The sequence below is a fragment of the Gillisella taibaishanensis genome, assembly GCF_001938985.1.
Taxonomy (GTDB): Bacteria; Pseudomonadota; Alphaproteobacteria; order Rhizobiales; family Rhizobiaceae; genus Allorhizobium; species Allorhizobium taibaishanense.
This window is the reverse complement of the sequence record NZ_MKIN01000024.1, coordinates 45,417-70,762: the sequence shown is the minus strand read 5'-3', so window position 1 is coordinate 70,762 and position 25,346 is coordinate 45,417. Positions and strand designations below refer to the sequence as shown.

Genomic DNA, 25,346 nt, shown 5'->3' with positions numbered 1-25,346 from the left:
TCAAACGATCCTGTTCCCGGAAGTGCCGGCTGCCGGCATTGATGCTCTTTGTTTTGCCTTCGCACCGGAATGACCGGCGTCAAAGGCCAGCCCTTTACTGGCGCATCAGCTCGGCAAATTCAACCTCGCGGGCCATGATAAGCCGGTCGCGGCCCTTCAGAATAGCGTCGCAATGGCCGGGATGACACATGACGACAGCATCGCGCGGCGCGTGACGACGGAAATAGTTCAGAGCGTCGGCGAAACCGTTCGGTTTGCTGCGCTCGTAAAAGCCGGTCAGCGGGCCTTTGATCGTATAGCCGGCGGCCTGCATCTCGGTGTTGAAGCCGCGAGCCATGCGCTGCACCAGACTGATCTTGGCGCGCTGGGCAAGACTTGTCGCCAGACGCGCATCCGGCTCACCACGCAGCCACGGGCTATTGCCGCGCGGGCTGATCAGCAAATCGCGGCGCGCCACCAACCATTCGCGCACGACAGGCAGGAAATGCACATGCTGATGGCCGTCGATATAGTCGGGCGCCCGGCCGATCACGTCGATGAAGGAGTTGAGCTGCGCATCCAATTCGCGCTGCAGCTTTCCCTTGTCGACGCCGCCCATGAAGGACTGCGTCAGGCGACGGCGGAAAGAGCACATCGGCTGGACGCCGCTCAAAGGCAGAAAATTGGTTAGTGTCAGGTGCAGACCGACGGCACCGCCGCAACGCTCGATGACGGGCATCAGCAGCGCGGCCTCGTCGCGCCAGTCGGCAAACAGGGTCATGCAGCCGGTGCCACGGACCTTGCCTTCGCTGAGCAGCGTTCGAATCGCTTCATTGACACCCGGCGACAGGCCATAGCCGTCAGCAACGATGCACAAGGGCGTCGTATTCACTTTAATATCCGAGATCACGTTCAAGACTGTCCCACTCCTGCAGGCCATTTGCCTGCTATATCATAGCCGGGGCAAGAATGCGCACCGAACTTTTACCGTATGATCGAACGACTCGAAACCACTTTCAGCGAGCATCCGATATCATAGTCTGTAAAGCGCATCGCCATCTTCCGGGGTTTTTCTAACAGCGCGACGCCCACTGCTTTCGCGCGACCCCATTCCATTCCAAGCCGGTCGTTCAGCCCGGCCCATCCCGCCACGAATCGGAGCGCCACTCAATTTCCAAAGACGGACCAGCCGGTCCGGCTTGCCAGCAGTTCGAGCGCTTCCGATCCAAGCGCTGAATTGCCGACTTTATTCAATCCCGGAGACCATACTGCAATAGAGGCCTTGCCTGGCGCTATCGCCAGGATGCCGCCGCCTACGCCGCTCTTGCCGGGCAATCCGACACGATAGGCAAAATCCCCGGAGCCGTCGTAATGGCCGCAGGTGAGCATCAAGGCGTTGATGCGCCGTGCCCGCTTGGGCGAGACAACTGAAAAGCCACTAAGCGGATTTGTACCCCTGTTGGCAAGATACAGACCCGCATGGGAGAGTTGCACACAGTTCATCGCCAACGCACATTGATGGAAATAAACGCCCAGAACCATCTCCACATTATGCTCAAGATTGCCGAAGCCGCGCATGAAATTGGCAAGTGCGAAATTGCGGTAGCCGGTCGTCTGTTCGGAGCCGGCGACCTTGTGGTCGATGGTGATGCTGTCATCGTCTGCGAGAAAGCGCATGAACCGCAGGAATTCACCGATCGCCTCCCGCGGCTTGTAGCCGGACAGAACCATATCCGTCACCACAATGGCACCGGCATTGATGAAGGGATTGCGCGGGATGCCGTGCTCATGCTCCAGCTGAACGATCGAGTTGAACGATGAGCCTGAGGGCTCGCGCCCTACCCGCTTCCACACGCCCTCACCCGCCTTACCCAGCGCTAGCGTCAGCATGAACACTTTGGAGATGCTCTGGATGGAAAACGGCACATCCGCATGCCCGGCGGTATAGGTCTGGCCGTCGACAGTGGTGATGGCGATGCCGAATTGATTGGGATCGATCCGCGCCAGTTCGGGAATATAATCGGCTACTTTGCCTTCCCCGAATCGGGGCTGCATCTCGGCAACGATTCCGTCAACAATTGCCTGCAGATCCATAAACCGCCCTTAGAATTTGGCAGGGAAAAGTGAAGACCGATTTTCCCGAACGGACAAACGCACTGAAGAAATGCAAAGGTCTGCCTGGATCAATCTGAACCCGACAGATTTGAAGTGCGCAACGCTGACACGCCGCATCATCATCCCAATTTTATTGCGCTGCAAACAGAAAAAGCCGCCCTTGGGGCGGCTTTCCTGAATTTCACACAGAGATCAACGCGAATAGAATTCGACGACCAGCTGCGGTTCCATGATGACGGCGTACGGGACGTCCGACAGAGCAGGAATACGAACGAAAGTGGCAACCATCTTGTTGTGGTCGACTTCGATATAGTCAGGAACGTCGCGTTCAGCGAGCTGGCTTGCTTCGAGAACGATAGCAAGCTGCTTGGACTTCTGACGCACTTCGATCACGTCGCCAGCCTTACAACGGTACGAACCGATGTTGACCTTGACGCCGTTGACAGTAACGTGGCCGTGGTTGACGAACTGACGAGCAGCAAACACGGTCGGTACGAACTTGGCGCGGTAGACGATGGCGTCCAGACGCGATTCCAGAAGACCGATCAGGTTTTCCGAGGTATCGCCCTTGCGACGGTTAGCTTCGTCGTAGGTGGCGCGGAACTGCTTTTCACGCAGATCGCCGTAGTAGCCCTTCAGCTTCTGCTTGGCGCGCAGCTGCACGCCGAAGTCGGAAAGCTTGCCCTTGCGGCGCTGGCCGTGCTGGCCCGGGCCGTATTCGCGGCGGTTAACCGGGGACTTCGGACGACCCCAGATATTTTCGCCCATGCGGCGATCAATTTTGTACTTCGATGCAGCGCGCTTGCTCATCGCATTTCCTTCTTGTTCTTGGCGGCCCTTGCAGGCTCGTTTTTCGAGGAAACACGCCCTCCTCTGGATCGCCTTTCGGCTTTCCTGACAGGCGGCTCACCCTGAAACAGCGGAGCCTCCACGGGACATGTCATAAAAACACCGGGCATTTACGCCCGGCGTTGGCTGGGGTCTCTAAGCGCAGGTGTCATAAATGTCAAGCGCAGGGCTTGAACATGGGCAAAGCCCGCCACATTTACCCAGATATCAGCAGTTCCGGGCCCCTCTGACGCGAGTGCCGGATACCCGTGATGTCGGAACTGCAACAAAAACCCCTCCGGCAAAGGAAACCCTCGATGGATTTTCTTTGGGTTGATTTTATGGGCAAGCCCACTTGGATGTGGCTTTTCTTTATCGCAATCGTTCTTTTTCTTCTCGTTCTCGATCTCGGCGTTCTGCATAAGAACAGCAAGGAGATCGGCATGGCCGAAAGCTTTGCCTTTTCGGCTTTCTATATCACGCTGGGCGTCCTGTTCGGCGGCTGGATCTGGTGGCAATCAGGTCCCCAGGCCGGACTTGAATATCTGACAGGCTTCGTCATCGAAAAAAGCCTGGCGATGGACAATATCTTCGTTATCGCGATGATATTCGGCTATTTCGCCATTCCCCGGGCCTATCAGCACCGCGTGCTGCTCTACGGTATCCTCGGTGTGATCGTGCTGCGCGGCATCATGATCGCGGCGGGTGCCGCCATTGTCGAAAATTATCACTGGGTTCTTTATTTCTTCGCCGCCTTCCTTGTCTTTACCGGCGTGAAGATGCTGCTCGCCGGCGATAGCCAGTACGACGTCGCCAACAATCCGGCGCTGAAACTGGCGCGGCGCTTCCTGCCTGTTACCGACAAGCTGGAAGGTGACCACTTCGTGGTGCGCAAGACCGACGAGACCACCGGCAAGCTTAAGACCTATATGACGCCACTGCTGCTGGCGCTGATCATGGTGGAATTCGTCGACCTGGTGTTTGCCGTCGACTCCATCCCGGCGATCTTCGCCATCACGACGGATCCCTATATCGTCTACACCTCGAATATCTTCGCCATCCTTGGTCTGCGCGCCCTCTATTTCGCGCTATCCGCCCTGATCCACCGCTTCGTCTATCTAAAATATTCGCTATCGGTGGTGCTGATCTTCATCGGTTCGAAGATCTTCCTCGCGGATATGCTGGGTATCGCCAAGATCCCGCCGCTGATCTCGCTGACCATCACGCTTGCCATTCTCGCGGCTGGTATTGTCGGCTCGCTCTGGGCAACGCGAAAAGCTGAAAAGCCCGAGGTTATCGACGGCTAACAGTGAAGAGCAAAAAAGGGGCGGCCTGATAAGCCGCCCCTTTTTCTTTTGTATTACCGCTTCAACTCCATCAGGCAGGAACGGCACCGAGCCTCTGCACCAGCGAGGCGACCTTTGGCGCCATGTGATGGGCGCCATGCACTTCCAGCGGCCGGCCAGCCCGCCGCTCACGCGTCACCCACTCGGTCAGTGTCTCGGCGCAGGTGTGGTCGACATAGCGCAGACCCGACGGCGCAATCAGCACCTTCTTGCCGTCTGGCAACCCTTCCAGCGTGCTGAGCAGCGCCGGAACGTCACGGCAGGTACCGACGCCGTTCAATTGCAGCCGGATGGCTTGGGCATCTTCCTGATGATCGATATGCAGCTTGCGCCGCAGGAACGGGATGATCTCGGCGATCGACAAAGCAAGCCCGACCGCAACGCCCACCAGCAAATCCTGCACGACGACGAGGCTGACCGTTGCGCCCCAGATCGCGACAGGTACCCAGCCGTGATGATCGAAGAGATGACGGACATGCTGAAGGCTGACAAGCCGCCAGCCGGTGACCAGCAGCACGGCCGCCAGCGCCGTCAGTGGCACCACGCCGAGCAATTGCGGCAGCAGCGCCACCAGCGCGAGGATCCACACACCATGCAAAATGGTGGAGCGCCGCGTGGCCGCCCCGGCCTGGATATTGGCCGAAGAGCGGACGATCACGCCTGTGACCGGCAAAGCGCCGAGAAAGCCGCATATGCTGTTGCCGACGCCCTGGGCTACCAGTTCCTTGTTGAACCGGGTGCGCTCACCGTCATGCATACGGTCGACGGCGGCGGCCGACAGTAGTGTCTCTGCGCTGGCGATAACCGCAATAATCAGCACGGTGGCGATCACGCCCGGCTGGGCAAGTCCGGCAAAACTCTCGACAGTTGGCAGACGGATACCTTCGAGAAGCGTGGCTGGCACCTGGACGCGGGCAATCGGCAGGTCGAGCATCACGGCCAGAAGCGTACCGCCAGCAACGCCGATCAACGCGCCCGGCACCAACCGCAACCGAGCGGGCCGCAGCTTTTCCCAGCCGACCATGGCAAGCAGCGAAAACAGGCCGACGGCTAGCGCCATGCTGTGATTGCTGAGGCCGCCGCCGAGCACTTTGCCGATGGTTTCATCCATGGCGGCGACATTGTCGACGCCGCCGGCGGCTGGCTTGGCATCCATCAGTACATGCACCTGGCCGAGTACGATCAGTATGCCAATCCCGGCCAGCATACCATGCACGACCGCCGGCGAAATGGCGCGAAACCAGGAGCCGAGCTTGAGATAGCCGGCCAGGATCTGCAAAGCGCCGGCGACGATCAGGACAGGGCCGAGGAGAACAAGACCGTATTCCTCGACAAAGCCGAAAACGATGACGGCAAGGCCCGCAGCCGGCCCCGAGACCTGCAGCGGCGATCCGGCGATGGAGCCGATGACGATACCGCCGACAATGCCGGAGACGAGGCCCATGGCCACAGGCACGCCGGAGGCGATGGCAATGCCGAGGCAGAGTGGAATGGCAACGAGAAAGACGACGATCGACGAAGCGACATCACGGGTCAGTGTGGAATTGGTGCTTTCCATCGCCTCACTCCGCCGCCAGCGCCATGAACGGATCGTCCATGATATGCGGCGTCGGCCGGCCGGATACGGCAACCGGCAACGGCTTTTCGCCTTCGATTACCAAAAAGCGCTTCTCCGCTCCGTCATAGACCTGCACCTCGCCCGTTTCGATATCGAAGAACCAACCATGCAAACTAATATCGTTGGTGGCGAGCTTGGCCGCCACGGAAGGATGAGTGCGCAAGTGATCGAGCTGAATTACCACATTTTCCATGGCAACGGCCCGGACCTTGTCCTGGCTTGAGAGTTCCTCTGGATAGGCCTCGCAGACGATGGAATAGGCCGCTTGGCTATGGCGCAGCCAGGCCGCGACATTGGGCATAGGCGCGAGCAGTTCGTGATTGCAAAGTCCTTTCATCGCGCCGCAATCGGAATGGCCGCAGACGACGATGTCACGCACACCCAGCGCCACGACGGCGTATTCGATGGCAGAGGAAACGCCGCCGTTCATGGTCGAAAACGGTGGCACGATATTGCCGGCATTGCGGCAGACGAAGAGCTCGCCAGGTCCCGATTGAGTAATGACCTCAGGCATGACCCGGCTATCGGCGCAGGAAATCATCAACGCCTGCGGCTGCTGCCCTTCGCGGGCAAGCTTTCGATAAAGACCGGAATGACTGGGGAAAATCTCTTCCCGAAAATTGGAAACCCGTTTCAAAAAATCACTCATCGCATAAATCCTCCGTGAAAAACGACCTGGCTGAAGAGCCGCCATGGAGACCGTCCGGTCCACGGCGGCGGGAGCAGCACGGCAGGCGGGCCGCAGATTGTCCTGCGGACATCGACCGCGCCGCATCGGATCCGGCGGCATCGTTTTGCCGCAAAATCACACAACCAAAAGTAATTCACCCCAGGGACTGAAATGTGATGCCTCTCGCAATGCAGCATTGGATTTCATCACTTTTTCGTGATTGAAAATTTCAGGTCCGCTTTATCACGAAGGCTACAATGTAGTTTTACGGATACAAAACAGTCTCTTAAATTTGAAACTTGATAAAAGTCATTTTAAGAGATTGAGATGCGAAATGCGACATCAGCAAATTTTCGAAGAATTCTTGAGAGATGCTCATCACCTCCCGTACACATCCTATGGATGCATAAATAATAGTGAAATTCATATTTATTTTATGCAAAAAAGCGGAAGACATTCCCGTTCGTGTATGTAAAAAATCCTGACGAAGCCTTCTGCTGCGAGATATCGCGGCAAGCCAAACCTGAGCCTGATCGTGATCATGATAAAGCTGGGCGACTTTTACAAAGCGGCTTGAGCAAAGACGCATCTTGTGAAACGCTTGCACCTTGATACTTCTATTTGCGACGCATTAGTCGCAAATAGAATATGAAAATTATGCAGGATTTCACGCTGTCGCGTTTGCCTCTTAGCTTGCCCCGACCGGCGTCCTGTATCGCCTCTATCGAAGCCCCACGAGCGGCCCAACCTGATGGACTTTTCCCATGCCTGACACGATTCTCGACCGTTTCCTGCGCTATGTCGTCATCGATACCCAATCTGACCCCGAATCAAACAGCCAGCCATCGACGGAAAAGCAGAAGAATCTCGGGCGCATTCTGGTCGCCGAATTGCTGGCCATGGGCTTGTCGGACGCGCATCTCGACGAGCACGGCAATGTCTATGCCACCCTGCCCGCCAATGTCGACAAGCCGGTGCCGGTCATCTGCTTCTGTTCGCATATGGACACCGCTCCTGACTTCTCCGGCACCGGCGTCAAGCCGCAGGTGCTGCGCAATTACCAGGGCGGCGATATCGCGCTGCCCGGTGACCCGAACCAGGTGATCCGGGTGGCTAATAATCCCGAACTTGCCCAGCAGATCGGCCATGACATCGTCACGACAGACGGCACGACGCTGCTCGGCGCCGACGACAAGGCCGGGATTGCCGAAATCATGACGGCCGCGCAGTTCCTGATCGACAACCCGCAGGTCAAGCACGGCACCGTAAAGATCCTGTTCACCACCGACGAGGAAATCGGCCGCGGCGCCGACAAGGTCGATATCGCCAAACTCGGCGCGAAGTTCGGCTACACATTGGATGGCAGCACGGTTGGCGAGATTGAAAACGAGACCTTTTCCGCCGATGGCGTCGAGATTGAAATATCAGGTGTTGCCATCCACCCCGGCACCGCCAAGGGTAAGATGGAAAATGCCATCCGCATCGCCAGCGAGATCGTTGCCCGGCTGCCGAAGGATCAGGCACCTGAAACCACCGAAGGGCGGCAGGGCTTTATTCATCCAACCGATATTAGCGGCGCGATGGAAAAGGCCGAAATCAGCCTGATCATCCGCGATTTCGAGGGCGAAGGCCTGAAAGCCAAAGAGCAGCTGCTCGAAAAGGTCGTCAAACAGGTCATGGCCAACTATCCCGGCTCGACCTACCGCTTCACCGTGCGCGAACAGTATCGCAACATGAAGATCGTGCTCGACCAGCATCCCGAGGTGATGGACAATCTCGCCGAAGCCGTGCGGCGGATCGGACTGGAGCCGAAGCTGCACAGCATCCGTGGCGGTACCGACGGCTCACGCCTCTCCTTCATGGGCCTGCCCTGCCCCAATATCTATACCGGCGGTCACGCCTATCACTCACCTCTCGAATGGGTGAGCGTCCAGGACATGGAGACATCGGCAAAGACCATCGTCGAGCTGGTCAAGGTCTGGGAAGAGCGGGCCTGACATCCGCCCGCGAAAGCGGCAACCTGAACATGCTCCACCGACGTTCAGGGTGCCCCATCTTTCGTGTCCGCTCCAAAGCGCAGCCCGTCGATGATCAGATCGAGCATGCGCATGACGAATGCTTCGTCTCCAAGGGCAGAGGCCGACATGCTGCCGACAAGCTTCAGCAGATCATAAGGCACGATGTCGCTGCGGACCGTGCCAGCATCAGCCGCACTGGCTAAAAGGCTGGTCAAAGCCGGCTCGAAATTTCCCCGGAAATAATCCGGCAGGCCTTGATAGGCCGGATCGCCCGAATGCAGTGCTGCGGCAAGCCCCTTCTTGGCGGCAAGAAATACCGTATAACGTTTCAGCCACGCTGCCAGCGCCTCGAACGGCGGGCAGGTTTTGGCCAAAACCGCCGCCTCGGCCGTGCAAGCATCCACCTCATGGCGAAAAACTGCTGTCACCAGATCGGCGCGGGTGGGAAAGCGGCGATAGAGTGTGCCAACACCGACGCCAGCTCGCATCGCGATATCGCGCACCGGCACATCGACACCAAGTTCGACAAACGCAAGCTTTGCAGCCTCCAGCAACGCATCCTCGCTGCGCACCGCATCAGCGCGAAGACGACGTTTCGTCGGAGCCTCCGACGCCACTGTTACATCGTCTGCCTGAACGGCATTCACATCCTCATCCCTCTGCGTGGTCATCGAACGGCACCATTGGCCAATAAGGCCCCTTGATAAACGGAACAATGTTCCGTATATAAAAAATCGGAACACGGTTCCGTTTTATCACAAGCTCGACGATCGAGCAATTTGTCGACAAGAGGATTCTCCAGAAATGAACAATCTCATTGGCGCCTCGCGCCTTATTCCCGTCAGCGCTCCGCAGACGACGCTTTCGATCAACTCCATTACGCTCCCGGCACCGGCGCGCGGTCGACCGCTCGACATGCGGATCACCGCACCAACGCACGGCGGCTCGCTGCCGATCATTCTCCTGTCGCACGGCCATGGCCCCTCACTCTATATCCCGTCCAAGGACGGCTATGGTCCGCTCGCTAATTTCTATGCGGAACAAGGCTTCGTCGTTATCCAGCCGACGCATTTGAATTCCAAGGTCGCCGGTCTTGCGGCCGATGCACCAGGCGGCCCACTGTTCTGGCGTTCACGCGTTGAGGACATGGTGATGATCCTCGACCGACTGGACGAAATCGAGGCGCAGGCGCCGTGGATCGCGGGTCGTCTCGACCGCGACAAAATTGCTGCGGTCGGGCACTCCCTGGGCGGACAGACGGTCGGCATGTTGCTGGGTGCCGGGCTGAACGATCCGTTGGATGAGACGGCGCGTGACATCAGGCTGATTGAGCCACGCGTCAAAGTCGGCGTGCTTCTGGCGGCCCCGGGCAAGGGCGGCGCGGATCTCAGCGCTTATGCGGCCCAGCACTATTCCGCTCTTAATCCTGACTTCTCTACGCTGACCAGTCGCACCTTGGTGGTCTGCGGCGATGCCGATGACAGCCCGCATATTACGGTGCGCGGACCGGACTGGCATGCCGATGCCTATCATCTGAGCCCCGGCGCGGATGCCATTCTCACTCTACTTGGCGCCAAGCACGGGTTGGGCGGCATAGCCGGCTACGATGCCAAAGAAACCGACGACGAAGATCCGGATCGGCTTGAAGTCACCCGGCGGATGACCTGGGCCTATCTGCGCTCAGCGCTTTATAATGGCGACCCCGCCTGGGACAATGCCTGCCAATCCCTGGCGACCCATGCAAACGCGATCGGCACTGTCACCCGCAAGTAGGGGAACGCCCAACTGGCGGACGCGACCTTCAAGCCAACAGACCTCGATCTCGCATCCAGGTTTCAAGCGCCGGCGTCCAGACCACCTTATGGTTGGCCGCATCCCCCATAGCAAAGCCGTGCCCGCCGGTCTCCAGCTCTACGAGATTGACGGGCACGCCTGCCTTTTCGCAAGCCGCCTGCATGATCCGCGCATTGCCGATCGGCGCGACCGGATCGTCCTTAGCATGGGCGATGAAAACCGGAGGACAGGTCGGACCAACATGCGTTTCCACGGACCAAGCCGCCAGAGCTGCATCAGTCGGATGTTTTCCGACCATTTCAACCCGTGTCCAGGTGTGCTCCGATGGCGGCTTCAAGGTGATGACGGGATAGGCCAGCAAGGTGAAATCCGGTCGGGCGGAGTGCGTGTCTGCCTCGTCCACCGCCTGATAGACCGGCTCGGCAAAGCGGGTCGAAAGCATGCCCATCAGGTGACCGCCGGCGGAAAAGCCCATGCAGCCGATCTTGGCCGGATCGAGCCCGAGGGCCTCGCCTTGCGCACGAATCAACCGCAAAGCCCGCTGGGCATCCTGCAAGGGGGCGAAGGGACCGAGGAACCAACCCTCGCCCGGCAGGCGATAGGTCAGGATGAAGGCTGTAATGCCGCGGGCGGCGAGCCAAACCGCTGCGGCCTCGCCTTCCTTGTGCTCCTCGACAAAACGATAGCCGCCGCCTGGAGCAATCAGCACCACCGTGCCGTTGGGCTTGTCCGGGCGCACCATCCGCAGCGTCGGCGTGGCGATCCTCAAAAGCGCACCCTTGTGAATGATGCGCCGGCCAAGCCTTGGACCGCCGCCGCCCGGCGCACGGCCCGGCCAGAGCAGCATCTCCCCGGCAGCGACGGTCGTCGCCCTGCTCTTGTCTGCAAAGCCTAGCAGCGACAGCGCGGCAAGGGTCACGATCTGCCTCCGGTTGAGGGTCGATACGGTTTGGGTCATAGCACCAGCATGGCCAGCCAATGCGGCACAACTTCGTCGCTGACGGGTGGTGAGCCCAGAGGGTGAGGGTTAACCCCCGTTACTCCGCAGCCGTCCGGCTTTCCGGCAGGTCGGCGGCATTGGGATCACCAGGCTGGGTCTCGGCTTCCAGATCGGGAAAAGCGACGATGCGCTTGCCGGAAAAATCCGTGTGGACCACGACCATGCCCTGCTCCTCGAAATAGCCGAGCAACCGGCGGGCGCGGCGGGCAGAGTGTGTGCCATAGGCCCGGGCAATCCGGAGATCCGAGGGGCAAGGCTCGTTGCGGATTGCCGCCTTGGCCATCAGCAGGAACACGCCCTGAAGATCGTCGGAGACGCGCATCGACAAAGACAGCGCTGATTGCCAGGAGTCGGAGGCCGCAGTTTCCTCATCAATATCGGCTCTCGCCACCGCGACACGGCGACGAAATTCGCCCATTGCCATTGGCGGGCCGCCGACCCTGCGCATACGGGCGCGCACCAGGAATTCCTGATAGAGGACGGCATCGGTGCGATAGGCGGCCTGGGGATCGTCGAGGATTTCGTTGAGAACCGCCGCCATCCGCTCCTCGCGCTCTTCCGGCGAAATCTCCGCCTGGGAAGGACGCGGCGACTGCGCCGGATCGTCGTTTGCCACAGGCGTCGCCCGGGCGAGTTCGGCCAGGATATCGGTGGTCGGGCGCGGTGCCGGCGGGGCGCGGCGCACCAGCGGCCGGTTGAACTCTTCCGGATCTGGCGTGAAGATCAGGTCTTCGACATCCTGCGGCGCGTTGGGAAGCGGCATCAGCTTCGGGCTGGACGAACGCGCCGAAGTCTCGACCTCGCCAATCACGATCGGCAGCGGCCGACGCGACAGGGCCGGACCGAGTGCTACGAAATTGCCGCGCTTCAGGTCGCGGAACATTTCCGCCTGGCGGCGGTCCATGCCGAGCAGATCGGCGGCGCGGGCCATGTCGATATCGAGGAAGGTGCGGCCCATCAGGAAGTTGGAGGCTTCGGCGGCGACGTTCTTGGCGAGCTTGGCCAGACGCTGGGTGGCGATGACACCGGCAAGACCACGCTTACGGCCACGGCACATCAGATTGGTCATGGCGCCAAGCGACAGTTTGCGGGCATCTTCCGAGACATCGCCGCCGACCGAGGGCGCAAACATCTGAGCTTCGTCGACCACGACCAGAACCGGATACCAGAAATCCCGTTCGGCATCGAACAAGCCGTTCAGGAAGACACCGGCGGCGCGCATCTGCTGCTCGATATCGAGGCCTTCGAGCGTCAGCACACAGGACACCCGGTGCTGGCGAATGCGGTTGGCAATGCCGATCAGTTCGGCATCGCTGCGTTCACCATCGACGACGAGATGGCCGTATTTGTCTGACAGCGTAACAAAATCGCCTTCGGGATCAATGATGACCTGCTGCACCCATGGAGCAGACTGCTCCAGCAGACGCCGCAGCAGATGCGACTTGCCGGAGCCTGAATTGCCCTGGACCAGAAGCCGGGTCGCCAGCAGCTCTTCTATATCGAGCTTGGCAGGCTGCCCGCCCGCCACGGTTCCCATATCGATCCCGACCTGCACCCAAACCACCCTTTCCAGCAAAAGACCGTTACCAGCCTGACAGAGACAAGGTGTTTAGCATATATTCATCATGACGAAGCGAGGTTCTTACCGAAACCCACAGGCAATAGAGACGCCTGTGGATAGACGATTGTGGATGATGGAATTCTGGAGATAAATGGAAGGCTTGGAACCCGTTATTCGCCCGGATGCAGGCGATGCCGGTTGCGGTCACGCCGCTCCCAGAACCAGGCATAGGCCCATCCGCCGGCCGCAATCGAGAGCGGCAGAACCACGAATGCGAATATCTGCAATTCGTTCATTGGAGTCTCCGCAGGATACGTCTTCCAGACAAATGTAATACGGCAGCGGCGAAAAGCCAACAGATGGCCGATAAAATAAAGGGAAGCACGTGAGCAACCGCCGTCGCGGGCGTATAGAGTGCGGCGGCGATCGGCGCGAAGACGCCGACCGTCAGACAGGATGTCGAGGCACGATCGAAGGCGTTGGCAACAAACTTGGTGCGCTCGTTATGAACAACCGTCATGCTTCACGCCTTCGCCAAGCCAATCTCATCCACTCAGCACCGATCAATCAGGATCGTCAGCCGGCACCGGCGAAACGAGCAGCTTGTCGATGCGCCGGCCATCAAGGTCGACGACCTCGAATTTCCAGCCATTCTTGATGAAGCTCTCGCCCAAGGCTGGAATACGCTTCAACTCGTCCAGCACGAAGCCGGCAACGGTGGTAAAGTCAGGGTCTTCATCAACAGGCACGCGGATATGCTCGATGAATTCATCGATGGGAGTCCAGCCGGCCACAAGATAGGAGCCGTCTTCGCGCATGACCAGCGCGGGCTCTTCCTCACCATCCTCCTGAAACGCGCCGGTAATGGCCTCGAGAATATCGCCGGATGTGATGATGCCTTCGAAGTGGCCGTATTCATCATAGACCAGAACCATATGCAGCACGGTCTTGCGGATCGACTGGATGATGTCGATTGCACCGGCGAGATCGGAGACAATAGGCACTTCGCTGGTTATGGAGCGGATGTCGATCGTGCCGCCATTGGCAAGGGCGTCGTAGAAATTCTTGACCAGCATCACGCCGATAATTTCGTCGGAATTACCGTTTCTGACAGGCAGGCGAGAATGCTGGCTCTCGCGCAGTGTCTCGCGGATTTCCTCGATCGTGTCGTCGACACTGATCGCCTCGACATCACGGCGCGGGGTCATCAGGCCACGGGCCGTGCGGTCGGCAAGCCGCATGACGCCGGAAATCATTTGCGATTCTTCCGATTCGATCACGCCGGCGCTTTGGGCTTCGGCCAGCACCGTCTTGATTTCCTCGTCCGTGACGGTGCCCGATGAGGCACCCTTCTGACCGAGCAGCGAAAGGACCGCCCGACCGGAGCCATCCAGCAACCAAACCAAAGGAAGCGAAATCTTGGAAAGCACCAACATGGCGCCGGCCATCCGCGATGCGATCAATTCGGGATTGCGCAGCGCGATCTGCTTGGGCACGAGTTCGCCGACAATCAGCGACAAGTAGGTAATGCCGACAACGACGATACCAACGCCAAGCGTACTGGACAGCGCCTCGCTCATGCCCTGGGTCAGAAGCCATTGAGTAAGACGAGCGCCGAGAGTAGCGCCGGAAAAAGCACCAGAGAGAACGCCGACAAGGGTAATACCGATCTGCACGGTCGACAGGAAGCGGCCCGGATTTTCCGCCAGTCTGATGGCAACGGCAGCGCCACGATGCCCGGCTTCAGCCAGGACCTTCAATCGGGCCGGCCGGGCGGAGACGACCGCCAGTTCGGACATTGCCAATACGCCGTTCAAGATGGTGAGCAGGACAACAGTGACAATTTCGGCTAACAAGCTGTTTCAAATCTCATAGGAACCGCATCACGGGCGGCGGAAGCAATTCTCTAGCACAGGTCCTTGCCGCATTCCAAATGGGTCAGCGCGTTTTCAGCTGGCAATGAGGCTAACTCCCTATTTTCGCCCCCGTCCCTCGGTTTTCACCAAAAAAATAAGCCACGATCTTACGGCTATCAATGTCGCAAATCGGAGCATTCCTCTGTCCCACATTTAAACCCAATAAAGACAATGGCTGGTGGGCTGAAATCGTGGTGCACTGAGTTGGTGGACATTAATTCATATCTCTCGGCATCTTGAGCTTCAGGTTGAAGCATTGCCACCCTGCGCTGATTGGGGACAGTATCGTCGCATGCTTTCGCAACTGCGACATCTAGTCATGACGCTCAGTGAGCAGCGCGTGTCCCACACCTAAAGGACAACAAAAGAAACAGATTGCAATTTTACGTCAGTTGACCGAAGAAAAACTTACTATAAACACACATCATTCATCAAATTCACCGTCAATTTCAGCTGAAAATCAAAAAAACGATTTTAATTAACTACTGATTTTCAGGGATAACTACGACCCTTTGAGCGGAAAAGTATCGCAATGGCAAATTCCATTCGCATCGATCGAACCATCCAGGCTCCGGTCAGCCGCGTCTACGGCGCATTTCTCGATGGGAAATCCATTTCGCGCTGGATGGAACGGAAGGACTACACCTGCAAGCCTCTGTCTTTTGACCCTGAAGTAGGCGGCATCTTCCGGCTGGAGTTCAGCAACGCATCCGTTAACCTCACCTATGTCATCATCGGAGAGTTCGAAGAACTGAGCGTCAACCAGCGCATCCGCTATTGCGAGCGACTGGACAGCCCGGGCTGGACGTCCCGAGTAGAGACAGTGATTGATTTCGCCCCAGCCTCACGAGGCACCGCACTTACCGTGACGCAGTCGAACCTGCCGGCCACGGTTTCCCCGCATGCAATCACTCTTGCCTGGCAGGAATGTCTGGACAGGCTTGCCGCGCTCACCGAGCAGATGGTCGGCAGCCTGCAGACACAGTCGATCTGACATTGCAGGCGATGACGGCTCATTCCGAGAAGGCGTGAAGCCCCGCTTCGATCCGAAGGCCGAAGCCCTGCATGAGCCGATGGGTGGAAAAGACGGGCTGGCCCGACGTGAATACCGCAAAATCATATTCCTCGCACAGCTCACCTTCCGCAAGGTGAGGCACGAGCCGCCGTGCCTGGCGGGCAATGGCTTCCGCAGGATCGAGCCAGTCGACGGGCCAGGGAGCAAGTTTGCGGAATATGTTGGCAAGAAACGGATAATGGGTGCAGGCAAGAACGGCGATATCTGTCCTGGCGCCATCCTTCTCGATGAAACAAGGGGTAATTTCTGCGAGCACATCGGCGTCATCGATGACCTCACCGCGAATATAGGCCTCGGCGAGCCGCGCCAGATTGGGCGAGCCGACCAGATTGACCTGACACTGGCTGGCGAAGGACTGGATGAGCTCCTGCGTATAGGCACGCTTGACGGTGCCGGGTGTCGCCAAGACCGAAATCAATCCGGAACGGGTGCGCTCGGCCGCGGGCTTGATGGCCGGCACCGTGCCGATGAACCGACGATCAGGAAAGGCTTGGCGTAGCGCCGCACCCGCCAGAGTAAAGGCCGTGCTGCAGGCAACGATCACCGCCTCGGGATCGTATTCTTCCAGCAGCCGGGCAAACAGCGTCAGAATTCGCTGTTTCAGCGGCTCTTCCTCCCAGTTGCCGTAAGGGAAGGCCGCATCATCGGCTATATAGATGAAACCGCGCTCGGGCATCAGCACCCTCGCCTCGCGCAGCACGGTCAGACCGCCGATCCCGGAATCGAAGACCAGAACCGGTCTTGCGTTAGTTGTCCTGTCCGTCATGCCCGGCTCCGCCCTCTTCCACTCCATCGTCGCGGACCACGTCTTCGTCCGGAGAACCAGCCCCGCGTGGATTGCGGCGCGAGAACCGGTCGAGCGAAGACACAACGCCGCGCATGACATGGATTTCCGGCGAGGTGAAGGCGCGCCTCGTCAGGACCGCCCGTAGATTGTCGATCATTCGCTCTTTCTTATGGGCCGGGCGGAAATAGCCGCGAGCATCCAGCGCCTCCTCGATATGATCGAACAGGCCGATCACCTCGTCCTTGCTGGCCGGCGTCTCATCCACGCCCTGGAACGGCGTCTGCGTCACATCCTCCATCGTGGACTTCATCCACTCATAGGACATGAGCAGCACGGCCTGGGCAATGTTGAGCGAGGCGAAGGCCGGATTGACCGGAAAGGTGACGATCTCGTCGGCCAGCGCGACATCCTCGTTTTTAAGCCCGGATTTTTCCCGGCCGAACAGTATTCCGGTCTTCTGCCCGGCCACGAACCGGCTGCGCAGATTGGCAGCAGCAGTCACCGGCGACGCGACCGGCTTGAAATTATCGCGCTGGCGGGCTGTCGTCGCATAGACGAAGTTGAGATCGGCGAGTGCCTCTTCCAGTGTGTCGAAGAGCTTGGCGCCGTCGATGACGTGATCGGCCTTGGCGGCGGCAGACCGGGCTTTTTCCGAGGGCCAACCGTCGCGGGGATTGACCAGCCGCAGTTCTGCCAGGCCGAAATTGGCCATTGCACGTGCTACCATGCCGATATTCTCGCCCAATTGCGGCTCAACCAGAATGATTGCCGGTCCCTCGGCGATAAGTTCGCGTTCGCTGTTCGTGCCTGCCATGGCGCCTTTCCTGCAAAATTCAGGTCTGCATTGGGGAAAAATTGGTAAAAAGGCAAGAGGCAGCGGCAATGTCGTCTCAAGCTAAAATGAACGGAGGCCGCGCCTTCCTGTTTGCCTTGGCTGTCGAGAATGCTATAGGCAAAACCGGTCTATGGACAGAGACGCGGCCCTTTCGACGCCGCCCTATCGATGAGGAAGATTTATGCAAAAGATCAAGGTTGCCAACCCGGTCGTCGATCTCGACGGCGATGAGATGACCCGTATCATCTGGCAGTTCATCAAGGAAAAACTGATCCTGCCCTACCTCGATCTCGAGATCGAATACTACGACCTCTCGGTTGAAAACCGCGACGCGACCAATGACCAGGTCACGATCGATTCCGCCCATGCCATCAAGAAGCACGGCGTCGGTATCAAGTGCGCGACCATCACGCCGGACGAAGCCCGCGTGAAGGAATTCAACCTGAAGGAAATGTGGAAGAGCCCGAACGGCACGATCCGCAACATCCTCGGCGGCGTGATCTTCCGCGAGCCGATCATCTGCAAGAACGTTCCCCGTCTCGTCCCCGGCTGGACCCAGCCGATCGTCGTCGGCCGTCACGCGTTCGGCGACCAGTACAAGGCAACCGATTTCAAGTTCCCCGGCAAGGGCAAGCTGACCATCAAGTTCGTCGGCGAAGACGGCCAGGTGATCGAGAAGGACGTGTTCGATGCTCCGTCTGCTGGCGTTGCCATGGCCATGTACAACTTGGACGATTCGATTCGCGACTTTGCCCGCGCTTCGATGAACTACGGCCTGATGCGCAAATGGCCGGTCTACCTGTCGACAAAGAACACCATCCTGAAGGCCTATGACGGCCGCTTCAAGGATATCTTTGAAGAAGTCTACCAGGCCGAATTCAAGGCCAAGTTCGACGCTGCCGGCATCACCTACGAACATCGCCTGATCGACGACATGGTCGCTTCCGCTCTGAAGTGGTCCGGCGGCTATATCTGGGCGTGCAAGAACTATGACGGCGACGTTCAGTCCGACACTGTTGCCCAGGGCTTCGGCTCGCTCGGCCTGATGACCTCGGTCCTGTTGTCGCCCGATGGCCGCACGGTAGAAGCGGAAGCTGCGCACGGCACCGTGACGCGCCACTACCGCCAGCATCAGAAGGGTCAGGAAACCTCGACCAACTCGATCGCCTCGATCTTCGCATGGACCCGTGGCCTTGCCCACCGCGCCAAGCTGGACGACAATGCCGATCTGGCCAAGTTCGCATCCACCCTGGAAAAGGTTTGCGTCGACACCGTCGAAGCCGGCTTTATGACCAAGGACCTGGCTCTGCTGATTGGCCCCGATCAGCCATGGCTGTCGACCACCGCTTTCCTCGACAAGGTGGATGAAAACCTTCGCGCTGCAATGACCGCCTGATCATTCAAGGTGTAACGGCGTGTAAAAGTAGAAGGCCCCGCGAAAACGCGGGGCTTTTTTTTCGACGATAATTTTAAGCGGCCTGGTCGCGAACGTTCTTCACATGCAGTTCGGTGAGTGCGATGGAAAAGTCTTCCGCAGTCTTCAGGTAATCCTTGCTGAGCGTTCGTTCGAGCAGTTTCGTGTTATCATAAACGAGATCTCGGAGAACCGCGAGCGGGGCCGGAAGGCGGTGGAACAGCTTCCCGAGACGCCGTGCAAGCTCGACATGGTGGTTGCAATAAGCAACACGCTGAGCCTCATATTCGGCAAACGCGCCCTTGAGCTGCGACAGATCGGACAGATCCCGTCCGTCCAGATATTTGGCTATGAAATATCCGTCCTCAATCGCCATTCCCATCCCATAGGCCGCATAGGGCGAGACGGGATGCACTGCGTCGCCTAGACAAACGACCCTGCCTTTGCTCCACGCCTTCAAAGACGGGCGATTGTAGACCTCCCAGCGAAACATCTGAGACGAGAAATCGGTATGTGCCGGAAAACGCGGCATGGGGTTGGCAAATTGGCTAACGATATTGGTGACGTGGGCCTTCGGGTCAGAGGGCACGGGTGCCGTCGGTGACGACGGCTCCACCACCCACCATTCAAAACCCGGCTTCCCATCATGCAGCATCGGAAAGAAGCTTGCCTGGTGCTGGCGTGAATGGGAGATCCATCCGGTGTTGGCCGGCACACCTTCGAAGTGATTGCACCAGGCGAGCCAGACGCGGATGCCGACGTGAAAAAGGCCAGGATCGCCAAACGCCTGTTTCGATACAACAGAATTCACACCGTCGGCGCCGATAAGCATGTCAGCATCGACGGTCTCCTGGTCCTCGAAATGCAGTCGGATGACCTTACCGCTGTCATCGTAAGATTTCAGCGAATAGCCTCCGACGATCATTCCCTCAGGGACCAGCTTCAGCATGTCGGAAAATGCCGAGGATCTGAGAACGCCGTAATGCCAGCCCTTGATGCCGAATTGCTCCTCCACCTTGGCATTGAAGGGTAGCGCGGCCCTAAGCTTGCCTTTCTGGTTGCGGAAATGGGTGCTTGTATAGGAGCCGAAATTACTGAGATCCACACCATATTGCCGCAGCATCGCTAACACCGGCACGCTGAGTAGAACTGCACCTCCCAGGGGGCGAGGCGCCTGATGCCGCTCAAAGATCCTGACATCGTATCCCTTCGCTGTCAGAGCCAGCGCTGCCGATAACCCGCCCGGCCCGGCCCCCACCACAGCCACACGTCTTCCCACTCTCCACGAAAGCTTCATTTCGCACTCCTCCTGTTATCAATTTTTAGATACTAGAATCTACATTCTAGTTCAAGAAGCATTTGAACAAGACGGCGGTTTGCGATAACCCGGACAACATGGATGACATCGTCAAGAGACCACGCCAAAAGCGCAGTCGCGACACGCTCGAACAGTTGATGAACGCTGGCGTCGAATTGCTGATGCAGGGCGAGGAAAGCGAGTTTTCCGTCGCCAGGCTATCCGTGAAATCTGGTGTGTCGATCGGCTCCATCTACCAGCGTTTTGGCTCGAAAGAGATGATCTACCTGGCGCTCCAGGCTCGGGTTCTTGAGGCCATGGATGCGCAGGCAATGCGGCTGTTCCCGACGCATCGTCTTGATAATATGGACGATGCCGCCGTTATCCGAGACGCTGTGATGCGTTTTTGCAAGCACGTGTCGGACCATGAAAAAACAATCGTGGCACTGGCGCGCCTGGATGGAGGCAATCCGCGTGCAGTCGAGCGCGGCGCACAATCCTGCATGAAGATGGGCAAGGCATTCGAAACCTATCTCCAAACCGCGCTTGGCGACACGCGGCAAGATGCCTACGACAGGTGTTTCCGGATGATGTTTTCGTGCACTTGGGTCAGGATCGTCGGCGCCCCCATCGCCTTTGATGTGACAACCGCCGACTGGACCGCATTTTGCGATTTCCTGGGCGACATGTGTGTTGCCTATCTCTTGCAGGCCGATGCTGATTTCAAAGGTCGAAGCTGAGTGGTGATCCCGCTATTGAGCCCACACAACGACAATCATCGACAAGATGAAGAGAAGAACCTGCGCGCCATAACGGCAGCGAGATGAAATTGCGCCGATAGCAAAACTCAATCTTCTGTTTCAAGTTCTGAATGACTGGAGGAGACAACCATGGCTGAACAAGTCACACTTTATACCAATCCCATGTCCCGAGGCCGGATCGTGCGCTGGATGCTGGAGGAAATCGGCCAGCCTTACAAGACGGAGTGGCTGGCCTACGGCCCGCAGATGAAATCGGCCGATTTCACTGCCATCAATCCGCTCGGCAAAGTGCCGGCCATTCGCCACGGCGCAACTGTCGTAACGGAAACGCCGGCAATTCTGGCCTATCTCGCCGATGCCTTTCCACAAGCGGGGCTCGCCCCGGCACCGGCGGATCGCGGCAACTATTATCGCTGGCTGTTCTTTACGTCTGGCCCGGTCGAGTCGGCGGTCATCAGCCAGGCCTGCGGCTTCACCGTCCCAGACGACCGCCGCCCAATGGTTGGCTTTGTCGATATGCAGAGAATGATGGATATCATCGCCTCGGCCATCACCGCCAATCCATACGTTGCTGGCGATGCGTTCAGCGCTGCCGACATCTATATCGCCTCGCACCTGTCGTTCTCGACACGGGTCGGTTCCGTCGGGTCACGACCGGTGTTTGCGGATTACATCGCCCGAATGACGGATCGCGATGCCTTCCGTCGCGCCAGCGCGATCGACGATGAAGCAAGGGCCGCCCAGGCTTCCAAGGGCTAAGGTCAACCGGGCTTTGCCAGACCTAGACTTTACGCATTCCCGGACGGGCAATCCGCTCGACAGGCGAAAGATCTATTATCTAGAGGGTTCCGGCATGGCCGTGGCCATGGCGTTCAGCATTGCCAGGCCTGTCGCTCCGCTTTGGCCTGGCACCCGCTGCAACAGCGCGTCGACCATGGAAGACAGCACGCAGCGGTCACGGCCTTGGTCCTTGGCGAGATAGAGAGCAGCGTCAGCCCGCGCCAAAACGGCGTCGAGATCGGCGCCAGGTTTGGCGACGTCGCAGAGACCGATGCTGATGGTCATGGAAATATAGTCGTCATTCCAACGGATCAATTCCGTAGCGATTGACTGGCGCAACACCTCGCAAAAGGCAAGCGCATCGCTACCCTGGCTGCCTGGAATGAACAGGGCGAACTCCTCCCCGCCAAGCCGCCCAAAGATCATGTCGGGCTCAAGCTGTCGTGAAACTGTTTCGGCAAAGGTTGTCAGCGCCAGATCGCCGCCGGCATGGCCATGGAAGTCGTTGATCCGCTTGAAATAGTCGATGTCCATTAGTGCAAGCACGCCGCTTTTCTGGCTCATCAATGCCTGAGTGCGCTCGTAGAAGGCACGGCGGTTGAGCACGCCGGTCAGCATGTCGACTTCCGATGCATGTTTATACTGCATCAGGCTGCGATTGCTGTTCAGCGCGAAGATGCCAATCCCGATCCCCAGGCTGTTGACATAGAGAATGAAGGTGACAAGGCCGAACCAGGCGGTCTGCGACACGCCGTTGATCTCGGTGACCGGCCAGAAGACGACCAGCGGCACCCGGAAAACCATCACTGCCCCATAGGAGATCAACATCACCAGCAGCACGATGCGGGCAGGCAGACGGTCACGCAACCATCCGCGCCAGAGGGATTCAATCGAGACATAGACCTGAATGGTCGTCAGCGTTGTATAAAGGATGATGCGGTGATTGGGATGGGCAGAGAAAAAATCCATGCCGAGATAACAGACAAGCCATAGCGCCGGGATGGCCAAAGCGGACCAGTAAGGCCTCGAAAATCCATCAAAAATCCGAAAACCGATCCAAACCAGACCAGAGCCGAATAGCACCAGTGCACCGCCGATACCGATGCCCAAATTCTCAGGAATCTGCCCACGTATCGCCTGCAGCACGATGCCAAACGATACGATGCAAAAGCCGACGCTCCAGACGGCAAGTTCGGTGGATTTGCGATCGGAGAGCCAACTGACGGCCATCAGGACAGCACCCAGGGTCCAGCCGACCAACTGGCACAACATGAGAGTTTGAATATTAAATAGCTCTAACAATCGACAATATTCCGAAAATGGTTGCGCTAACCCCGCTCTACCGACAAGACCGGGTCATAAGCCTCTCTCGCACGGTCGCGCCAGCCTCAGGGACCAGCTCAACGACCGCCTTTGAACGAATATCGCTCGACTGTCGTCAGCGCCTCGCATCAAGAGAGAGGTCTACAGCTTCGATTGTTCAGCCGATCTCTCAACTGAAAAAGCCATCGGGAAGCTCAATGGCTTGAAATTATCATCGCTCAGTAAAGGCAGAGTAAAAAGGCGGTCGAATTCCATTTGCAGCAGACTTCTTGGTACATTCAAGAAAATTACGCTGAAGTTGTATTTTCTGTTTGTGAACGCCTTACAGAAGCGCGCTCTCATCACCTCCGCAAAAGAAAATACCGGCGCACGCTAGCGCCGGCAGATGGTGCAACTTTTTGTGGCCGCGTTGGGGTTACCAAACCGCTGCACATTTTTCCTGAAGATGCCTATTCACACCTGAACGGCGCCTTGTCCGGGCTTGCCGCCGAGATCTTGGCATCATAGCGCGCAATCTGTGGAAACGGGCAATAGAGCGTGCGACCCGGTGCAAGCCCTGCGGCTTCCTTATTGCCGTTGGAAATGCCGGCAGAAACCGGGCCGGGCACCTCCCCCTTCTCCACCCAGGCAACCAAGGGCGTGAAGAAGTCGAAATCGTCATAGGATGGGCCGCCGGCGCCGTGCGGCATGCCGGGAATACGATAAAACTTGACGAAATTACCGGCCTTGCCACCGTTGTTGCTGTCAAGCTTGCGATACCACTTCACCGTGTCGAGCACCGAAAACACCGGATCGGCATTGCCATGAAAGACAATCATCTTATGCCCGGCATCGCGAAAGGCTTTGAGACGCGGGTTGTCGGAGCCCGGCGGTATCATGAATTCGGCCGCCGATTGGGTGAAAGGCCCCGACTTGGCAAAGATTTTCGGTGCATCGCGATCGAAATCGAAATCGAGCAGGTACTTTTGAAGATCGTCGGGCGTACCGCCGATGGCAGTGGGCGGTGTCGTGAAGATCTGCGCCAGCGATCCCGCGCCCATGACCGCGATGATGGGCTTGCCACCCCAGGCCGGGATCGGGCTTTGGAGTTTCCAGGTCCGCCAGTTGGCCGACGCCATGCCGGGATCCCAATCCCAATTGCTGTAGAGAGCCTTGCCCTTACTGTTCTTCGGGCCCGCATGGCTGGTTTTAAGAGCGGTGATCTGTGCCTGGCTCAAGCAATCAGGCTGCTTGTCACCCTTACAGGCGAGGCTGGCAATGTTGAAATGCGTCTCGCAGGCCTGCGGATCGCCGACAAGGCCGTCCACCCTGCCATCCAGCACGTCGCAGGCAGAGAGAATGCCCTTGGCCAGCACCGCCATATCAGCTTGAGAGAAGGCTTTGGCAATATCCGGATCTACCTTGGTCCAGGCCTGAACGTCCCAGGCGTGCTGAATGGCGGCCTTCGGCAGGTTGAAGCCGGGATAGCCGGCGAGAATGCCGTCGAACTGCTCCGGCAGTCTTGTCGCGGCCATAAGGCCATGGCGGCCGCCATTCGATCCACCGATCCCGTAGCGGAAGGCAATTTTCTTATCGTAATACTGTTCGACCAGCGCCATTGCCGGCGGATTGAGCTTGGCAACCGCGCCGTAGCCATAATCTTCGCGGGCGACCGGGTCCAACCCGAAGGCCGCCGGCCCGGCTAGCCCCTTGTCGGCAGCCGCACCCTCCTCATGGCCGGCATCGCTGGAGACGACGGCATAGCCGCGGCCAAGGGCAGTTTGCGTCTTGTCGCCACCAAGAAGCGGGCCTGTCGCTGGAATAACCTTGCCGTCATTGCCGCCATTGAATTGATGCACGAAACGGCCGTTCCAATCGTCGGGCAACCGCATCTCGAACTGAATCGCATAAGCCTTTCCATCGACGCCCTTATGGTCACCTAATTCACCGTGGACCAGGCAGTAACTCACCGGCGCGTCCGGGCCAGCCGCTACGGGCTTGGCTTCGGTGATCGTTAATTGCGGCGGATGCGCTTCCGGTTTTGTGAGATCGGCGCAGGTGCCGGCAGCAAAGGCAAAAGACGGAAAAAACAGCGCAGCAAAGGCGGCGCCTCTCAAAAATATCATAGTCATGCATTCCTCCCAGAATAGTCCGTCAGGCTACTCCGGTCGGCAAATCTCGTCAATTGGTACGCACCACAAACCATTTTGTTGTTGGAGGCCATTTTGTTATTGCAGGCAGGACGCCGCC

23 protein-coding genes are annotated in these 25,346 nt (G+C 58.3%); 7 read left to right on the top strand and 16 right to left on the bottom strand.

What is annotated here, in order from left to right:
* Positions 1–94 precede the first annotated feature (94 nt).
* From BJF91_RS19275 to rpsD, 3 genes are all read right to left on the bottom strand, one after another.
* Positions 95–871, bottom strand: a complete 777-nt coding sequence (locus tag BJF91_RS19275) for a ChbG/HpnK family deacetylase (RefSeq protein ID WP_162843891.1) — start codon at positions 869–871, stop codon at positions 95–97.
* 275 nt (positions 872–1,146) lie between these two features.
* Positions 1,147–2,073, bottom strand: coding sequence for a glutaminase (locus BJF91_RS19265; protein WP_075616168.1), 927 nt, complete (start codon positions 2,071–2,073; stop codon positions 1,147–1,149).
* 213 nt (positions 2,074–2,286) lie between these two features.
* Positions 2,287–2,904: a 30S ribosomal protein S4 gene (rpsD, locus tag BJF91_RS19260; protein ID WP_075616167.1), complete on the bottom strand. Its 618-nt coding sequence runs from the start codon at positions 2,902–2,904 to the stop codon at positions 2,287–2,289.
* 335 nt (positions 2,905–3,239) lie between these two features.
* Between rpsD and BJF91_RS19255 the strand changes: the two genes are divergently transcribed.
* Positions 3,240–4,229, top strand: coding sequence for a TerC family protein (locus BJF91_RS19255; protein ID WP_075616166.1), 990 nt, complete (start codon positions 3,240–3,242; stop codon positions 4,227–4,229).
* Between the two features lie 70 nt (positions 4,230–4,299).
* Here BJF91_RS19255 and BJF91_RS19250 read toward each other — a convergent pair whose 3' ends face one another.
* Together BJF91_RS19250 and BJF91_RS19245 are read right to left on the bottom strand one after the other, a co-directional pair.
* Positions 4,300–5,826 carry a SulP family inorganic anion transporter gene (locus tag BJF91_RS19250; protein ID WP_075616165.1) on the bottom strand — a complete coding sequence of 509 codons (1,527 nt, stop codon included), beginning with the start codon at positions 5,824–5,826 and terminating at the stop codon, positions 4,300–4,302.
* A gap of 4 nt (positions 5,827–5,830) precedes the next feature.
* Positions 5,831–6,535, bottom strand: coding sequence for a carbonic anhydrase (locus BJF91_RS19245; RefSeq protein WP_075616418.1), 705 nt, complete (start codon positions 6,533–6,535; stop codon positions 5,831–5,833).
* Positions 6,536–7,320: 785 nt separating this feature from the next.
* On the opposite strand from BJF91_RS19245, the gene pepT reads away from it, so the two are divergent.
* Positions 7,321–8,553 carry a peptidase T gene (pepT, locus tag BJF91_RS19240; protein ID WP_075616164.1) on the top strand — a complete coding sequence of 411 codons (1,233 nt, stop codon included), beginning with the start codon at positions 7,321–7,323 and terminating at the stop codon, positions 8,551–8,553.
* Positions 8,554–8,597: 44 nt separating this feature from the next.
* On the opposite strand, the gene BJF91_RS19235 is transcribed toward pepT, so the two are convergent.
* Positions 8,598–9,245: a TetR/AcrR family transcriptional regulator gene (locus BJF91_RS19235; protein WP_083943391.1), complete on the bottom strand. Its 648-nt coding sequence runs from the start codon at positions 9,243–9,245 to the stop codon at positions 8,598–8,600.
* Positions 9,246–9,378: 133 nt separating this feature from the next.
* On the opposite strand from BJF91_RS19235, the gene BJF91_RS19230 reads away from it, so the two are divergent.
* Complete coding sequence (locus BJF91_RS19230) at positions 9,379–10,347, top strand: alpha/beta hydrolase family protein (protein ID WP_075616163.1); 969 nt, start codon at positions 9,379–9,381, stop codon at positions 10,345–10,347.
* A gap of 28 nt (positions 10,348–10,375) precedes the next feature.
* Here BJF91_RS19230 and BJF91_RS19225 read toward each other — a convergent pair whose 3' ends face one another.
* The 5 genes from BJF91_RS19225 to BJF91_RS19210 form a co-directional block, all read right to left on the bottom strand.
* Entirely contained in the window at positions 10,376–11,287 is a 912-nt protein-coding gene (locus BJF91_RS19225) for an alpha/beta hydrolase (protein WP_234801674.1), read from the bottom strand.
* A gap of 118 nt (positions 11,288–11,405) precedes the next feature.
* Positions 11,406–12,923, bottom strand: a complete 1,518-nt coding sequence (locus tag BJF91_RS19220) for an ATP-binding protein (protein ID WP_075616161.1) — start codon at positions 12,921–12,923, stop codon at positions 11,406–11,408.
* A 176-nt stretch (positions 12,924–13,099) separates the two neighbouring features.
* Entirely contained in the window at positions 13,100–13,225 is a 126-nt protein-coding gene (locus tag BJF91_RS25445) for a hypothetical protein (protein ID WP_267890172.1), read from the bottom strand.
* Positions 13,222–13,449, bottom strand: coding sequence for a hypothetical protein (locus BJF91_RS19215; protein WP_075616160.1), 228 nt, complete (start codon positions 13,447–13,449; stop codon positions 13,222–13,224). The genes BJF91_RS25445 and BJF91_RS19215 overlap by 4 nt, the downstream gene beginning before the upstream one ends.
* Positions 13,450–13,492: 43 nt before the next feature.
* The gene (locus tag BJF91_RS19210) at positions 13,493–14,785 is read right to left on the bottom strand and encodes a hemolysin family protein (RefSeq protein ID WP_075616159.1); all 1,293 of its coding nucleotides are present in this window, start codon (positions 14,783–14,785) and stop codon (positions 13,493–13,495) included.
* Positions 14,786–15,377: 592 nt separating this feature from the next.
* Here BJF91_RS19210 and BJF91_RS19205 point away from each other — a divergent pair.
* The gene (locus BJF91_RS19205) at positions 15,378–15,839 is read left to right on the top strand and encodes an SRPBCC domain-containing protein (protein WP_075616158.1); all 462 of its coding nucleotides are present in this window, start codon (positions 15,378–15,380) and stop codon (positions 15,837–15,839) included.
* Between the two features lie 19 nt (positions 15,840–15,858).
* On the opposite strand, the gene murI is transcribed toward BJF91_RS19205, so the two are convergent.
* Positions 15,859–16,686 (bottom strand): glutamate racemase, encoded by an 828-nt coding sequence (gene murI, locus BJF91_RS19200; protein WP_075616157.1) that lies wholly within the window; start codon positions 16,684–16,686, stop codon positions 15,859–15,861.
* Positions 16,667–17,521, bottom strand: a complete 855-nt coding sequence (locus BJF91_RS19195; RefSeq protein ID WP_075616156.1) for an RNA methyltransferase — start codon at positions 17,519–17,521, stop codon at positions 16,667–16,669. Before BJF91_RS19195 ends, murI begins: the two co-directional genes overlap by 20 nt.
* A gap of 202 nt (positions 17,522–17,723) precedes the next feature.
* Here BJF91_RS19195 and BJF91_RS19190 point away from each other — a divergent pair, with 202 nt between their 5' ends.
* Positions 17,724–18,938, top strand: coding sequence for an NADP-dependent isocitrate dehydrogenase (locus tag BJF91_RS19190; RefSeq protein ID WP_075616155.1), 1,215 nt, complete (start codon positions 17,724–17,726; stop codon positions 18,936–18,938).
* Positions 18,939–19,011: 73 nt separating this feature from the next.
* On the opposite strand, the gene BJF91_RS19185 is transcribed toward BJF91_RS19190, so the two are convergent.
* On the bottom strand, positions 19,012–20,253 hold the full coding sequence (locus BJF91_RS19185) for an FAD-dependent oxidoreductase (RefSeq protein WP_075616154.1): 1,242 nt from the start codon (positions 20,251–20,253) through the stop codon (positions 19,012–19,014).
* Positions 20,254–20,351: 98 nt separating this feature from the next.
* On the opposite strand from BJF91_RS19185, the gene BJF91_RS19180 reads away from it, so the two are divergent.
* On the top strand, positions 20,352–20,993 hold the full coding sequence (locus tag BJF91_RS19180) for a TetR/AcrR family transcriptional regulator (protein WP_139310775.1): 642 nt from the start codon (positions 20,352–20,354) through the stop codon (positions 20,991–20,993).
* Positions 20,994–21,143: 150 nt separating this feature from the next.
* Complete coding sequence (locus BJF91_RS19175; protein ID WP_075616152.1) at positions 21,144–21,773, top strand: glutathione S-transferase family protein; 630 nt, start codon at positions 21,144–21,146, stop codon at positions 21,771–21,773.
* A gap of 75 nt (positions 21,774–21,848) precedes the next feature.
* Here the strand turns inward: BJF91_RS19175 and BJF91_RS19170 are convergent, their stop codons facing one another.
* Both BJF91_RS19170 and BJF91_RS19165 read right to left on the bottom strand, forming a co-directional pair.
* Complete coding sequence (locus tag BJF91_RS19170) at positions 21,849–23,024, bottom strand: GGDEF domain-containing protein (RefSeq protein WP_162843889.1); 1,176 nt, start codon at positions 23,022–23,024, stop codon at positions 21,849–21,851.
* 542 nt (positions 23,025–23,566) lie between these two features.
* A complete protein-coding gene (locus BJF91_RS19165; protein ID WP_075616150.1) occupies positions 23,567–25,228 on the bottom strand; it encodes a tannase/feruloyl esterase family alpha/beta hydrolase in 1,662 nt (553 codons plus the stop codon).
* Between the last annotated feature and the right edge of the window lie 118 nt (positions 25,229–25,346).

Bases quoted from the DNA above. Each gene is read 5' to 3' on its own strand.
- BJF91_RS19265 (WP_075616168.1), bottom strand. From the start codon at position 2,073: ATGGATCTGCAGGCAATTGTTGACGGAATCGTTGCCGAGATGCAGCCC.
- rpsD (WP_075616167.1), bottom strand. From the start codon at position 2,904: ATGAGCAAGCGCGCTGCATCGAAGTACAAAATTGATCGCCGCATGGGC.
- BJF91_RS19255 (WP_075616166.1), top strand. From the start codon at position 3,240: ATGGATTTTCTTTGGGTTGATTTTATGGGCAAGCCCACTTGGATGTGG.
- BJF91_RS19250 (WP_075616165.1), bottom strand. From the start codon at position 5,826: ATGGAAAGCACCAATTCCACACTGACCCGTGATGTCGCTTCGTCGATC.
- BJF91_RS19245 (WP_075616418.1), bottom strand. From the start codon at position 6,535: ATGAGTGATTTTTTGAAACGGGTTTCCAATTTTCGGGAAGAGATTTTC.
- pepT (WP_075616164.1), top strand. From the start codon at position 7,321: ATGCCTGACACGATTCTCGACCGTTTCCTGCGCTATGTCGTCATCGAT.
- BJF91_RS19235 (WP_083943391.1), bottom strand. From the start codon at position 9,245: ATGACCACGCAGAGGGATGAGGATGTGAATGCCGTTCAGGCAGACGAT.
- BJF91_RS19230 (WP_075616163.1), top strand. From the start codon at position 9,379: ATGAACAATCTCATTGGCGCCTCGCGCCTTATTCCCGTCAGCGCTCCG.
- BJF91_RS25445 (WP_267890172.1), bottom strand. From the start codon at position 13,225: ATGAACGAATTGCAGATATTCGCATTCGTGGTTCTGCCGCTCTCGATT.
- BJF91_RS19215 (WP_075616160.1), bottom strand. From the start codon at position 13,449: ATGACGGTTGTTCATAACGAGCGCACCAAGTTTGTTGCCAACGCCTTC.
- BJF91_RS19205 (WP_075616158.1), top strand. From the start codon at position 15,378: ATGGCAAATTCCATTCGCATCGATCGAACCATCCAGGCTCCGGTCAGC.
- murI (WP_075616157.1), bottom strand. From the start codon at position 16,686: ATGACGGACAGGACAACTAACGCAAGACCGGTTCTGGTCTTCGATTCC.
- BJF91_RS19195 (WP_075616156.1), bottom strand. From the start codon at position 17,521: ATGGCAGGCACGAACAGCGAACGCGAACTTATCGCCGAGGGACCGGCA.
- BJF91_RS19190 (WP_075616155.1), top strand. From the start codon at position 17,724: ATGCAAAAGATCAAGGTTGCCAACCCGGTCGTCGATCTCGACGGCGAT.
- BJF91_RS19185 (WP_075616154.1), bottom strand. From the start codon at position 20,253: ATGAAGCTTTCGTGGAGAGTGGGAAGACGTGTGGCTGTGGTGGGGGCC.
- BJF91_RS19180 (WP_139310775.1), top strand. From the start codon at position 20,352: ATGGATGACATCGTCAAGAGACCACGCCAAAAGCGCAGTCGCGACACG.
- BJF91_RS19175 (WP_075616152.1), top strand. From the start codon at position 21,144: ATGGCTGAACAAGTCACACTTTATACCAATCCCATGTCCCGAGGCCGG.
- BJF91_RS19170 (WP_162843889.1), bottom strand. From the start codon at position 23,024: ATGGCCGTCAGTTGGCTCTCCGATCGCAAATCCACCGAACTTGCCGTC.
- BJF91_RS19165 (WP_075616150.1), bottom strand. From the start codon at position 25,228: ATGACTATGATATTTTTGAGAGGCGCCGCCTTTGCTGCGCTGTTTTTT.